At 73.6% G+C, this 12,041-nt stretch carries 10 protein-coding genes and 2 pseudogenes; 4 read left to right on the top strand and 8 right to left on the bottom strand.

Translation table 11 applies throughout. The features are described 5' to 3' along the window. The first annotated feature begins 2 nt into the window (after positions 1-2). Positions 3-866 (top strand): transglutaminase-like and tetratricopeptide repeat-containing protein, encoded by an 864-nt coding sequence (locus IE286_RS05515; RefSeq protein ID WP_189795482.1) that lies wholly within the window; start codon positions 3-5, stop codon positions 864-866. Between the two features lie 186 nt (positions 867-1,052). Here the strand turns inward: IE286_RS05515 and IE286_RS05510 are convergent, their stop codons facing one another. From IE286_RS05510 to mshB, 7 genes and pseudogenes are all read right to left on the bottom strand, one after another. Next, complete coding sequence (locus IE286_RS05510) at positions 1,053-1,667, bottom strand: response regulator transcription factor (RefSeq protein ID WP_189795481.1); 615 nt, start codon at positions 1,665-1,667, stop codon at positions 1,053-1,055. After that, positions 1,664-2,871, bottom strand: a pseudogene (locus IE286_RS05505) (sensor histidine kinase). The gene IE286_RS05510 and the pseudogene IE286_RS05505 overlap by 4 nt, the downstream one beginning before the upstream one ends. After that, the gene (locus tag IE286_RS05500; protein WP_189795480.1) at positions 2,868-3,623 is read right to left on the bottom strand and encodes an ABC transporter permease; all 756 of its coding nucleotides are present in this window, start codon (positions 3,621-3,623) and stop codon (positions 2,868-2,870) included. Before IE286_RS05500 ends, IE286_RS05505 begins: the two are co-directional and overlap by 4 nt. Then, entirely contained in the window at positions 3,620-4,579 is a 960-nt protein-coding gene (locus IE286_RS05495) for an ABC transporter ATP-binding protein (protein WP_189795479.1), read from the bottom strand. The genes IE286_RS05500 and IE286_RS05495 overlap by 4 nt, the downstream gene beginning before the upstream one ends. A 95-nt stretch (positions 4,580-4,674) precedes the next feature. Continuing rightward, positions 4,675-6,840, bottom strand: a complete 2,166-nt coding sequence (locus tag IE286_RS05490) for a peptidoglycan binding domain-containing protein (RefSeq protein WP_189795478.1) — start codon at positions 6,838-6,840, stop codon at positions 4,675-4,677. A gap of 197 nt (positions 6,841-7,037) precedes the next feature. After that, a complete protein-coding gene (locus IE286_RS05485; RefSeq protein ID WP_189795477.1) occupies positions 7,038-7,490 on the bottom strand; it encodes a DUF6113 family protein in 453 nt (150 codons plus the stop codon). Beyond that, a complete protein-coding gene (gene mshB / locus IE286_RS05480; protein WP_189795476.1) occupies positions 7,487-8,383 on the bottom strand; it encodes an N-acetyl-1-D-myo-inositol-2-amino-2-deoxy-alpha-D-glucopyranoside deacetylase in 897 nt (298 codons plus the stop codon). Before mshB ends, IE286_RS05485 begins: the two co-directional genes overlap by 4 nt. Positions 8,384-8,512: 129 nt before the next feature. Between mshB and IE286_RS05475 the strand changes: the two are divergent. After that, positions 8,513-8,875, top strand: a pseudogene (locus IE286_RS05475) (Scr1 family TA system antitoxin-like transcriptional regulator); the annotation flags it as partial. Beyond that, positions 8,872-9,081: a DUF397 domain-containing protein gene (locus IE286_RS05470; protein ID WP_189795475.1), complete on the top strand. Its 210-nt coding sequence runs from the start codon at positions 8,872-8,874 to the stop codon at positions 9,079-9,081. The pseudogene IE286_RS05475 and the gene IE286_RS05470, both read left to right, overlap by 4 nt. A gap of 288 nt (positions 9,082-9,369) precedes the next feature. Here IE286_RS05470 and IE286_RS05465 read toward each other — a convergent pair whose 3' ends face one another. Beyond that, the gene (locus IE286_RS05465; RefSeq protein WP_189795474.1) at positions 9,370-9,564 is read right to left on the bottom strand and encodes a hypothetical protein; all 195 of its coding nucleotides are present in this window, start codon (positions 9,562-9,564) and stop codon (positions 9,370-9,372) included. 200 nt (positions 9,565-9,764) lie between these two features. Here IE286_RS05465 and IE286_RS05460 point away from each other — a divergent pair, with 200 nt between their 5' ends. Beyond that, a complete protein-coding gene (locus tag IE286_RS05460) occupies positions 9,765-11,897 on the top strand; it encodes a S9 family peptidase (protein WP_189795473.1) in 2,133 nt (710 codons plus the stop codon). Positions 11,898-12,041: the final 144 nt, after the last annotated feature.

Genomic DNA, 12,041 nt, shown 5'->3' with positions numbered 1-12,041 from the left:
GCATGACTCCCCTTTCTCCTGCCCCTTGTCCCCCACCGCCGCAGCGGTCGGAGGAGCTGCGCCGGCGGTTCGCCGAGGAGGCGCGGTCCGAGCGGCCTGACGTGTCCGCGCTGTGCCTGCTGGTGGCCGCGGCGGCCGACGGCACGCTGGACGAGGCCGGGATGGACGCGGTTCAGGTGGAGCTGGACGATCTGGCCGGGCAGCTGCCGTACCGGCCGGGCGGGCCGCGGGCCTGGGCGCGGGCGCTGCACGAGCTGCTCGGCGAGCGCTGCGGGTTCCGCGGCTGCGGCGCCGACTACCAGCGGCTGCAGTCCTCGCTGCTGCACGAGGTGCTCAGGCGGCGGCGCGGACTGCCGATCCTGCTGTCGGTGGTGTGGATGGAGGTGGCGCGCCGGGCCGGTGCGCCGGTGTACGGGGTGGCGCTGCCGGGCCACTTCGTGGTCGGGTTCGGCGCGCCCGAGGAGCAGGTGCTGGCCGACCCGTTCGACGGGGGCCGGGTGCTGACCGGGGCGGACGCCGAACTGCTGGTGGCCGGGGCGACGGGGGCGCCGCTGCACCCGTCGATGCTGACACCGGCGGCGCCGCTGGACGTGGTGCTGCGGATCCTGAACAACATCCGGGCGTGGGCGGCGGCGCGGCCCGAGCGGTCGGACGTGGCGCTGTGGGCGGTGGAGCTGTCGCTGCTGCTCCCGTCGCATCCGGCGCGGCTGCGCTACGAACGCGCCCAGCTGCTGGTGCGGCGCGGTGACTTCATCGGCGGGGCACGGGAGTTGGAGGCGTACGCGGACGTCGTCGCGGCGGTCGACGAGCCGACGGCCCAGCGGGTACGCGGGCAGGCGGTGGCGGCCCGCGCGATGCTCAACTGAGCCCGGATGCCGGAAGATCCGCTGAGCCCGTGGACCGGAGGAGACCGGAAGATCCGCTGAGCCCGTGGACCGGAGGAGACCGGAAGAGCCGCTGAGCCCGTGGACCGGAGGAGACCGGAAGAGCCGCTGAGCCCGTAGACCGGAGGAGACCGGAAGAGCCGCTGAGCCCCAAGGCCGGGAGAACCGCTACAGCCAGCCCTTCTCCCGGGCGATGCGCACCGCCTCCGTCCGGTTGCGCACCGCGAGCTTCTGGATCGCCGTGGACAGGTAGTTGCGGACGGTGCCCCGGGACAGGTGCAGGGCCTCGGCGAGTTCGGCGTTGGTGCGGCCGTCGGCGGCGGCGCGCAGCACCTGGCGTTCGCGTTCGGTGAGCGGGTTGGCGCCCTCGGCGAGGGCGGCCGCGGCGAGCGTGGGGTCGATGACGCGTTCACCGGCCAGCACCTTGCGCACCGCCTCGGCGAGCTGCGCCGCGGGCGCGTCCTTGACCAGGAACGCGTCGGCGCCGGCCTCCATGGCGCTGCGCAGATAGCCGGGGCGTCCGAAGGTGGTCAGCACGACCAGCTTGACCGCGGGCAGCTCCCGGTGCAGCCGGGCGGCCGCCTCGATCCCGGTGCAGCCGGGCATCTCGATGTCGAGCAGGGCCACGTCGACGTCGTGGGCACGGGCGGCCTGGAGCACCTCGTCGCCGCGCGCCACCTGGGCGACGACCTCGATGTCCTCCTCCAGCCCGAGCAGGGCGGCCAGCGCCTCACGGACCATCGACTGGTCCTCGGCGAGGAGGACCTTGATCGTGCTGCTCATGCCGGGGATCCTACGTCCCCGCCGGGCCCAGCGGTACGCGGGCGACCAGCCGGAATCCGCGTTCGACGCGGCCCGCCTCCAGCACGCCGCCGGCCGTGCGCAGGCGTTCTTGCAGACCGGTCAGGCCGTTGCCGGGGCCCCTGCCGGAGCCGCCCGAGCCGTTGTCCGTCACGCTCAGTTCGAGCAGGGGGCCGTCGAGGGTCTGCCGGCGCAGCACCTCGACGGTGCAGCGGTCGGCGCCGCTGTGCCGGATGATGTTGGTGACGGCCTCGCGCAGCGCCCAGGCGAGCGCGGACTCCTTCTCCTCGGGCACCCCGTCGAGCGGCAGCTGGTCGGGCAGGTCGGCATGGACCCCGGCGGTGGTCAGGGCGAGCCGGGCGCCGGCGAGTTCCGCGCCGAGCCGGGGCCGCCGGAAGCCGGTCACGGCCTCGCGCACGTCGACGAGGGCCTGGCGGCTGACCCGTTCGATGTCGGCGACCTGCTGGGCCGCCTTCTCAGGCTGCCCGGGCAGCATGCGGCCGGCCAGCTCGCTCTTGAGCGTGATCAGGGACAGCGAGTGGCCGAGCAGGTCGTGCAGGTCGCGGGCCAGGCGCAGGCGTTCCTCGTTGGCGGCGAGCTGGGCGACGGTGGCGCGGGCCTCGCGCAGCTCGATCGTGGTGCGCACCAGCTGCCGCACGCCGGTCATGGCGAAGCCGACGAGCAGCACCACCAGCAGCATGTAGGACACGACGTCCTTGTCGCCGTTGGAGAGCCCGGTGGCCGCCATCGCCGCGGTGGTCAGCGGGATCGTCCAGTACGCGGTCCTCGCGGGGAAGGTGGCGCCGCAGGCGACGGAGACGTAGACGAACAGGCCGATCCACGCCGTTCCCAGGGTCAGGTTGAGCACGACGGCCAGCGCGCCGAGCACGGTGACGCAGCAGGCGACCACCGGCCCGGGGAACGGGCGGCCCATGTTCCGGTAGACCAGTGCGAGATAGGTGGCGGTGAAGCACGCCAGCCCTGCCCAGCCGGCGGCCGTCCCGGCGGCCGTGTGGCGGCCGGACCCCAGGTCGTTCACCGGCGAGCCGAGGAAGACCAGCCAGGGCAGGATCCACACCAGCTTGCGCCGGACGTCGGCCCGGGTGCGCGGCGGCCGCCCCACGGGCACCTGCCGCTCGGGGCCGGTCTCCTCGTGGGGCTGCGCGTCGTGCGTCGTCACGCTCACGCCTTCAGCGTGTCCTTTCGGTACAGCCAGGCCGCGCCGCCCGTGAACACGGCGAAGAAGACGACGAGGAGCACGACGTCCTTCGCCTGCGGGGCCCGGCTCTGCTCGATGGCCTGTCCGAGAGCAGCGTAGGCGTGCGTCGGCAGCCACGAGGCGACGGTCCGCAGCCACCGCGGGAAGGTGGTGGCGGGCATCCACAGGCCGCCGAGCAGCGACAGGCCGAAGTAGACGAGCATCGTGACCGGGCGGACGGCGTCCCCGGTGGCGAGGTAGCCGATGGCGACCCCGAGCGCGGCGAACACCAGGCTGCCGGCCCAGATCACGCCGGTGAGGGCGAGCCACTGCCAGGCGGCGAGCCGGACGTGTTCGACGGCGGCGGCCACCGCGAACACCACGACGACGGACGGCAGGCTCACCACGGCGGCGCTCGCGGTCTTGCCGAGGACGTACCCGTGGCCCGGCAGCGAGGTCAGCCGCAGCTGGCGCACCCAGCCGTTCTCCCGCTCCTTGGCGATGCGTTCGCTGTTGCCCACGAGCACGGCGGTCAGCGCGCCGAAGGAGGCCATGGACACCATCATGTACGTCGGCACGGTCAGACCGCTGCCGTCGACCTGTGCCCCGGCACCGGACTGCCCGGCCACGATCAGGAACAGCAGGGACGGATACAGCACCGAGAAGAACAGGAACTTGCGGTTGCGCAGGGTGCGGGCGAGCTCCAGTCTGATCAGGCTGCGGGACGCGAGGACGCTCACGGCTGCCGGGCCTCCTCCGCCTCGGTGATGGCGACGAACGCCTGCTCCAGTCCGAGCCCGGCGACTTCGAGATTGCGGGGGTGGACGCCGAGCCGGTACAGGGCGTACACGGTGGCGTCGGCGTCGGACGACTGGATGCGCACGGTCCGTCCGCTGATGTCGAGCGCGGTGAGGAACGGCAGCCCGCGCAGGGCGGCCTCGTCGATGCCGCCGTCCAGGTCGAAGCGGATACGGCGGGCGCCGGCCTTGGCCTTGATCTCGGCGGCGGTGCCGTCGGCCAGCAGCCTGCCCCGGTGCAGCACCAGCACCCGGTCGGCCACGGCGTCGGCCTCTTCCAGGTAGTGGGTGGCGAACAGCACCGTGCGGCCCTGGCCGGCCTGTTCGCGCACGGTGGACCAGAACGCCTGGCGGGTGGTCACGTCCATGCCGGTGGTCGGCTCGTCCAGGACGATCAGGTCGCTGTCGCCCGCGGTGGCCAGCGCGAACCGCACCCGCTGCGCCTGGCCGCCGGAGAGCTTGTCGACCTTGCGGTCCGCGATCCCGGTCAGCCCGGCCCGGGTCAGCACCTCCTCCACCGGATATCGCCGTGGGTGCAGGTCGCAGGCGAGCCGCACCAGTTCGGCGACGGTGACGCCCTCCATCAGGCCGCCGCTCTGCAGCATGGCGCCGACCCGGCCGGCCACGATCGCCTCGCGCGGAGCGGTGCCGAAGAGGGTGACCGTTCCGCTGTCGGGGCGCTTGAGCCCGAGCAGCAGGTCGAGGGTGGTCGACTTGCCCGCCCCGTTCGGCCCGAGCAGCGCCACGGTCTCGCCCGGGTGCAGGACGAGACTGAGGTCGTCCACCGCTCTCACTGCCCCGTAGGCCTTGGTCACCCTCTCGAACGCCACCACCGCGCCCGCGGCGGCGTGCGCGGTGGTGGGCGGATGCGTCCCTGTCGTCGTGACTGCCGTTGTCATGGCCCCATACTGTCCGCCGGGCCTTGACGGACGGCAGTGCCGTCCGTCCCGAGTGCCGCATGACAGGTGTCATGCGGCACGGGTGACGGACGGCCTCAGCTGGGGTTCGTGTCGATGACGGCGACCCGGTCGGTCTTGCTCATCAGGGCCGGGCGCATGGCGCTGATGACGTCCTGGACGGTGACGGGTGTCTTCTGGCCCGTGCCACGGGTGATCAGGACGCCGTCGAAGGTGCCGCCGTACAGCTGCTTGAGCACCGTCTCGTCGTAGGAGTCCACCAGCTTGCCGTTCACCGCCTTGACCCGCAGGAACTTCCACAGCGACTTCTCGGGGCTGAACACCACGGAGTGCGCCGGATCGGTCATGACGGTGACCTTGTCGGACATCGCCGGCTCGGCGAACTCCTTCATCATCCGGTCGACCTCGGCGTCGGGGACCGTCGGCCGGCGCGTGGTGGTGGGCACCTGGACGGTGGCGGGGGTGCCGGTGGCCACCTGGGTGCGGTACGCCTCCTCGATCGCCTGCACCGAGCGCTCCGGGTCGATGCCCTTGCCCGTCTTGCCGTACACGGGCACGGCCTTGCCCGGCTCGAACCTGATGGTGCCGTCGGACGCCGTCCCGGCGTCGCCCGCGACGTTGCGCAGGGCGGCCCGCAGCTTCTCCTGGTCGACGGGGATCCGCGGTTCGACCACCCGGTGGTTGCCGAACAGGGAGCCGATCACCGAGACGGGGTTGTAGTCGCTGGTGGCGGCTGCACTGGCCGTGGCCTGGGTGTCGAACTGCAGCCCGGCCTGATCCGGGGTCAGGGTCACGGTCTTGCCGTCCACGGACAGCTTCATCGGCTCGTCGACCCGCTTGCCGAAGGCCTCGTCCAGCTTCTTCACCGCGTCGTCGCGCGTGCCGCCGCCGATGTCGACGCCCAGCACGGTGGTGCCCTTGGGCACGTCGGAGTGGTTCATCAGCAGCCCGGCGCCGTAGGCGACGGCGGCCACGACGACCACGCCGCCGCCGAGCAGCACCAGCTTGCTGCGGCCCTTCTTCTTGGCCGGCGTGCCGGACTGCGCGGAGGAGGGCTGCGGGGGTGTCGCCGCCGGCGGCTTCCCGCCGGGCTGGATGACGGGGATGCCGCTGGTGACGGTGTCACCGGAGACGTTCTGCGGCCGGGGGGCGGTCGCCGCGCCGCCGGGCGCGGGGGCCGGCCGCTGCGGGGTGAGGACCGCGGTGTCGTCGCTGAGCCCGCCGCCGGGGCGCGGGGCGTGCGCACCGGCCGGAGCCCCCGGGGCGCCCGGGGAGGCGAACGCGCCGTCACCGGTGACCGGGCCGCCGGTGGGCCCGGCGGGTCCCTGCGGGCCGCCGCCCGGCCGCTCGCTGCCGCCGAGGGTGTGGTCACGTGCCCCGTCCGGGCCGGTGCCGGAGGCATACGGCGGGTCGTCCTGACGCGGCTCGCCGCTGCCGCCGGGACGGGAGCCGGCCAGGGCCTCGGTCACGTCGAAGGAGCCGGTGCCGCCGCCGTGGCCGGGGGCGACGGGGCCGCCGGTGGCGCCGGGCAGCCCGCTGCCCTTGCCGCCGGTGCGGGCGGCTCCGGGCACGTTCATGGAGCCGACGACGCCGCCGGGATGGCCGCCGAAGCCGGGGTGCCGGCCGGCGCCCGGTGCGGCCGTGTCGCCGCCCGCGGGACCGCCGGTCGCGGCCGGGCCCGCGGCGGGCTCGCCCGGCGCGCCGCCGGACGCGCCGGCACCGCCCTGACCGCTCTTCTTGACCGGGGGCTTGCGGGGCTGGAACCAGTCGCTGGTCGTCTTCTCCGCCGGACGGCTCGCCGGTTCGGCGTCGCCCTGCCCGGCACGCCCGCCGCCCTGGCCGCCGGGCGTGCGCGTGGCACCGGTGTGGTCCGCCGTGCCCTGGGCGCCGGCGTCCGCGGAGCCGGCCCGCTCGTGCGCCGCCCTGCCCGCGCCGGACGCCTTGTCCGCGTCGGCCCTCTCGCCCCGCAAGGCCCCGCCGGCGCCGTCCGTGTCGCCGCCGGCCCCGGCGACGGGTTTGCGCACGACCACCGGCGGAATCGGCCGCGACCCAGGAATGTTGATCTTGACGCGGGTCGTCAGCGTGGTCTCGGTCTTGCGTTCCTCCGGCTGCGCGGCACCGCTGCCCGCGCCCGCGCCGTCGCCGGACCCCGCCGGGACACCGTAGGGCGGGGTCCCCGACGGGTAGGCGGCTCCTCCACGCCCGCTGGGCCCGGAGGACGGAGTGTCAGTTTCACGACTCAAGGCAGGTTCTCCCGGTTGGCTCCGCCGCCCGTTACGACCTCACAGTACGTGGGAGTCCCCCGGCACGAGCGCAGTGGAGTGCTTGGGGGAGGCTCGGCGGCGCGCACCACCATACTGGCCGCTTCCAGCCTGTTTCCCTGGGCCGTTGGGCAAACCCACACCAGACCCGCACGGGTGCGCAGGGAAGAAGCGGTACGTCATTCGCCAAGTCGGGCGTCACGGGCGTCCGGTTGCCTCACCCGGCCAAGAGTGGCGCAGACCACAGCGACGGCCATGCCGCCGAGCAGGAAGAGATAGGATCCAGCGCCCGCCGCGAAGAGGAAGTCGCCTTCCGGGCGGCTGGCGGTGAGCAGCAGCACGGCGATGAGCCAGCCGGCCGCGCCCGCCACCGCGCCGCCACGGCTGCGCAGTGCCTGCGTCCCGCCCAGGAACAGCCCGGCGGCGCCCGCGAGGGCCAGCAGCAGACCGCCGGGGAACCAGGCGGCCTGCACCAGCGCCCCGGCACCGCCGACCACCGCACCGAGCACGAACAGCACCAGGTACGCGGCCGTCCGGCCCGCCGACGGCAGCTTCAGCGGCTGCGCCGGCAGGGGGCCGTGCGCCGGCTGGGACGCGGGGCGCCGCTCCGGTCCGCGTCCCGCCGGGCTCATGCCGCCTCCTCGATGCCGGCGAACAGATCGGTCAGGGTGCCCGCCCCGGCCGGGGTGCCGTCCCCGCCGCGCACCAGCTCGTAGTACTCGGTGGTGAACAGCGGCTGGGCGAGTTCGTTGGAGAGCGCGAAGCAGGACCCGGCCACCTCGATCTGGGTGGCGTGCGCGCGCATTGCGGCGGCCTTGGCGGCAGCGGCCCGGGCGTCGCCCTCGATCCGGGCGGTGATCCGCTCGTCGGGCACCACCCCGGGAACGTCGTCCACCTCGGCGGACTTGTCGAAGGGCAGGCCGGGCAGGTCCGCGCGCAGCCGCGCGAAGGCGGCCTCGGCGACGGAGCGCGGCACCCGGTTCCAGTACACGCGGGGGATGTCCCAGGGCTCTCCCAGGTCGGGCCGCACGGCCGGGTCGGCGGCCAGCTCCGCGGCGCGCATGGCGACGCGGTGCGCCTTGATGTGGTCGGGATGGCCGTAGCCGCCGTTGTCGTCGTAGGTCACCAGCACCTGGGGGCGCACCTCGCGGACGACGGCGACGAGATGCTCGGCGGCGGTGTCGAGGTCGGCCTGCCACAGGCAGTCCGGGTCCTCGTTGTCGGGCAGCCCCATCATCCCGGAGTCCCGGTAGTGCCCGGCACCGCCGAGCAGCCGGACGTCGGTGACCCCCAGCTCGGCCATGGCCGCGGCCAGCTCCTGCCTGCGGTGGGCGCCCAGTGCCTGACCGGTCAGATGCCGCAACTCGGGCGGGATCACCTCGCCCCGCTCACCGAGCGTGCAGGTGACCAGGGTCACCAGCGCGCCTTCGGCCGCGTACCGGGCCATGGTCACGCCGTTGTTGATGGACTCGTCGTCGGGGTGCGCGTGCACCAGCAGCAGACGCCGAGCGGGCAGTTCGGTCATGGGTACCAGCGTACGAGGCCCGCTGCCGGCGCCCGCGCGCCCCGGTGGCGGACGCCGGAGCGCGCCGGCGCGAGAAGGACGGCGCGCGGACGGGGCGCATGAGCCGCGATTTCCTCAGGGGCCGCACTGGAACCGGCACCGGAGATCAGCTACGTGCTGGAGGAGTGGACACTGCGGCGCCCCCTGGGCGGCAAGGCGAATCTGCGCGCGCAGCTGACGTATCTGCTCGACATCGGGCAGATGCGCAACGTCGAGCTGCAAGTGATGCCCATGGACCGCGAAGAGCATGCCGGGCCGGCCGGCAGCACTGAGCTTCTGACGTTCGACAACGGTACGGCCGTGGAACGTTCACCCTCAGTCGCCAACGGCCGACCAGTATCCGATCTCCGGCAGCTCCGTATCCTTGAACTCCGGTATGGCATCATCCGGGCGCAGGCCCTCACACCTCGTGCGTCGGCCGCGTTCATCGAGCAACTGCTGGGGGAGACATGATCCGTACCAAAGTGTCCGAGAACGCGCCCGGTCTGACGTGGTTCAAGAACAGCTACCGCAGCGGCAGTGAGGTCGACTCCTGCGTGGAGATCGCCACCGAACCCGGCACGGTGCACGTCCGCGACTCGAGGAACGTCCACGGGCCGCGGCTTGCCTTCCCCGCCACTGTCTGGGCCCAGTTCCGCCCGTACGCGGCCACGGCATGACGGCGCCGGGGCTCGTCGCCGTGCATGCGGCGGGCCCCACACCAGCGAACCGCCGGTCGGACACGGCACGTTGCCCCCGCGCACAGCGCGGGCAGGCCCGGGGGCAGGGAGAGGTGCGGGCAGGACGGAGTCGTTGCGGAAGGACCGAGGACGGCGCCGAGGCGCGGGCGCCCGAGGCGGACAGGCAGACACGCCCCGCCGGGCCGGACACCGCGGAGGGATGCCGGCCCGGCAGGCGTAAGCACGGTCTTCAGCTCTGGTCCGTCCTGTACAGCGCGGGGACAGCGTTCAGAACTTGAGACTTCCGATCATCCCCGCGATGTTCGTGGTGAGTTGGCTGATCGTGGGCGCGACCGTGGAGGAGGCGAGGTAGAAGCCGAGGAGCATGCACACGATCGCGTGACCGGCTTTCAAGCCGGACTTCTTGATCAGCAAGAAGACGATGATCGCCAGCAGCACCACCGCCGAAATCGAGAGTGCCACGGCGGCTCACCTCCAAAGATCCCAGGGACGCGGGGGGTCAGGGGGGTCGGGGTCTTGGTCGGACGGACTGGGAGCAGGTAAATCCACACAACGAGCAGTGCGTTCATACCCACTATGCGCCAGTGATCATAACTATCCGCACGCGCGCGCAGGCCCGCGCACGGCCGCACAAGGGGGCGCATGGCCAATATGGTCGGGGCATGACGACCGAGCCCCTCTCCTTCCCCCGACGGCACGCCCGCACCCAGCGTTTCACCCTCGGCGCGCCCCGCGCGTTCACCGTCGCTCCCGACGCCTCCCGCGTGGTCTTCCTGCGGTCCGGCTCCGGTACGGACCGGGCGAACGCGCTGTGGTACCTGGACCTTCGCGATCGCACCGAGCACCTCGCCGCGGACCCGCGGACCCTGCTCGGCGGCGCCGCGGAGGACCTCTCCCCCGAGGAGCGCGCCCGCCGTGAGCGCAGCCGCGAGAGCGGCGCCGGCATCGTCGGCTACGCCACCGACACCGCCGTCGAGCTGGCCGCCTTCTCCCTGTCCGGGCGGCTTTTCACCGCCGAACTGCGGGCCGGCACCACGCGTGAACTGCCCGTTCCCGGGCCGGTGATCGACCCGCGGCCGTCCCCGGACGGGCGGTACGTCGCCTACGTCGCGGGCGGCGCCCTGCGCGTGGTGGGCACCGAGGGCGACGGCGACCGGGCGCTCGCCGAGCCCGAGGAGCCGTCCGTGGCGTACGGCGTCGCCGAGTTCGTCGCGGCCGAGGAGATGGGCCGTTCGCGTGGCTTCTGGTGGGCGCCGGAGTCGGACCGGCTGCTGGTGACGCGGGTGGACGATACACCGGTGGGACAGTGGTGGATCTCCGATCCCGCCCGCCCGGAACGTGAGCCGGTTCACATCCGCTACCCGGCCGCGGGCACCGCGAACGCTACCGTACAGCTGTTCGTCATCGGCCTGGACGGGCGGCGCACCGAGGTCGTCTGGGACCGGGAAAGCTACCCCTATCTCGCGCGAGTGCGCTGGTCAGAGGGGGGTTCGCCGCTGCTCCTCGTACAGGCGCGGGACCAGCGCGGGCAGTTGTACCTGGCCGTGGACCCGGACACCGGGGCGACCCGGACGGTGCACGCGGACGAAGATCCAATTTGGCTGGAACTTTTCCCCGGTGTTCCCTGCTGGAGCCCGTCCGGAGAGCTGGTGCGGATCGCGGACGAGGGCGGCGCACGGGTCCTGGTGGTCGGTGAACGGCCGTGGACCGGACCGGAGTTGCATGTGCGAGCGGTGCTCGACGTGGCGGACGGCGACGTGCTCGTGTCCGCCTCGGCGGGCGCCGGGACGGCGGACGCGGAGATCGGTGAGGTCCACGTCTACCGCGTCGGCGAACGGGGCGTGGAGCGGGTGAGCCAGGAGCCCGGCGTGCACTCCGCGGTGCGTGCCGGGGACGTGACCGTCCTGGTGTCCGCCACGCCGGACCGGCCGGGCACGCAGGTGCGGGTGCTGGAGGGCGGCACGCCCACGGCGTTCATCGCCGACCGGGCGGAGGATCCCGGGCTGACCCCGCGCGTGACCCTGACCCAGGGGGGCGCACGCCAAATTCCGTGCGCCGTGCTTATGCCTTCGGACTACCCCGATGACACCTCCCGCCGGCTGCCCGTGCTGCTCGACCCCTACGGCGGCCCGCACGGGGCCCGGGTCGTCGCAGCGCACAATGCGCACCTGACCTCCCAGTGGTTCGCCGATCAGGGCTTCGCGGTGGTCGTCGCCGACGGCCGCGGCACCCCCGGGCGCTCCCCCGCCTGGGAGAAGGCGATCCACCACGACTTCACCGCCACCCTGGACGACCAGATCGAGGCGCTGCACGACCTCGCCACGCGGTATCCGCTCGACCTGGACCGGGTGGCCATCCGCGGCTGGTCCTACGGCGGCTACCTGGCCGCACTGGCGGTGCTGCGCCGCCCGGACGTCTTCCACGCGGGCATCGCGGGCGCCCCGGTCACCGACTGGCGGCTGTACGACACCCACTACACCGAGCGGTACCTCGGCGACCCGGCCGCGCACCCGGAGACGTACGCGCACAACTCCCTGGTCACCGACGAGGGTCTGTCCGCGCCCGCCGAGCCGCACCGGCCGCTGATGATCGTGCACGGTCTCGCCGACGACAACGTGGTGGTCGCCCACGCCCTCAGGCTGTCCTCCGCCCTGCTCGCCGCCGGCCGCCCGCACGAGGTGCTGCCGCTGTCCGGGGTCACCCATATGACCCCGCAGGAGCAGGTCGCGGAGAATCTGCTGCTGCTCCAGGTCGACTTCCTCAGGCGGTCCCTGGGGCTGAGCGGGCAATCCTGAGGGCCGGGGCGGAAGGGGGCCGGGCGCGGACGGGTGCCGTACCTGAGACGGGCCGCCGTACAGGGGACGGGCCGGGGCGGCATGGCAACCCCCGGCCCGTCCACGGCACCCGCACGGCCGTACGGCGTCCAGCGTGCCGCGCGC

Source organism: Streptomyces thermodiastaticus (genome assembly GCF_014656135.1).
Taxonomy (GTDB): domain Bacteria; phylum Actinomycetota; class Actinomycetes; order Streptomycetales; family Streptomycetaceae; genus Streptomyces; species Streptomyces thermodiastaticus.
This window is presented reverse-complemented; position numbering and strand designations above follow the sequence as displayed.

Bases quoted from the DNA above. Each gene is read 5' to 3' on its own strand.
- IE286_RS05515 (WP_189795482.1), top strand. From the start codon at position 3: ATGACTCCCCTTTCTCCTGCCCCTTGTCCCCCACCGCCGCAGCGGTCG.
- IE286_RS05495 (WP_189795479.1), bottom strand. From the start codon at position 4,579: ATGACAACGGCAGTCACGACGACAGGGACGCATCCGCCCACCACCGCG.
- IE286_RS05485 (WP_189795477.1), bottom strand. From the start codon at position 7,490: ATGAGCCCGGCGGGACGCGGACCGGAGCGGCGCCCCGCGTCCCAGCCG.
- mshB (WP_189795476.1), bottom strand. From the start codon at position 8,383: ATGACCGAACTGCCCGCTCGGCGTCTGCTGCTGGTGCACGCGCACCCC.
- IE286_RS05510 (WP_189795481.1), bottom strand. From the start codon at position 1,667: ATGAGCAGCACGATCAAGGTCCTCCTCGCCGAGGACCAGTCGATGGTC.
- IE286_RS05460 (WP_189795473.1), top strand. From the start codon at position 9,765: ATGACGACCGAGCCCCTCTCCTTCCCCCGACGGCACGCCCGCACCCAG.
- IE286_RS05470 (WP_189795475.1), top strand. From the start codon at position 8,872: ATGATCCGTACCAAAGTGTCCGAGAACGCGCCCGGTCTGACGTGGTTC.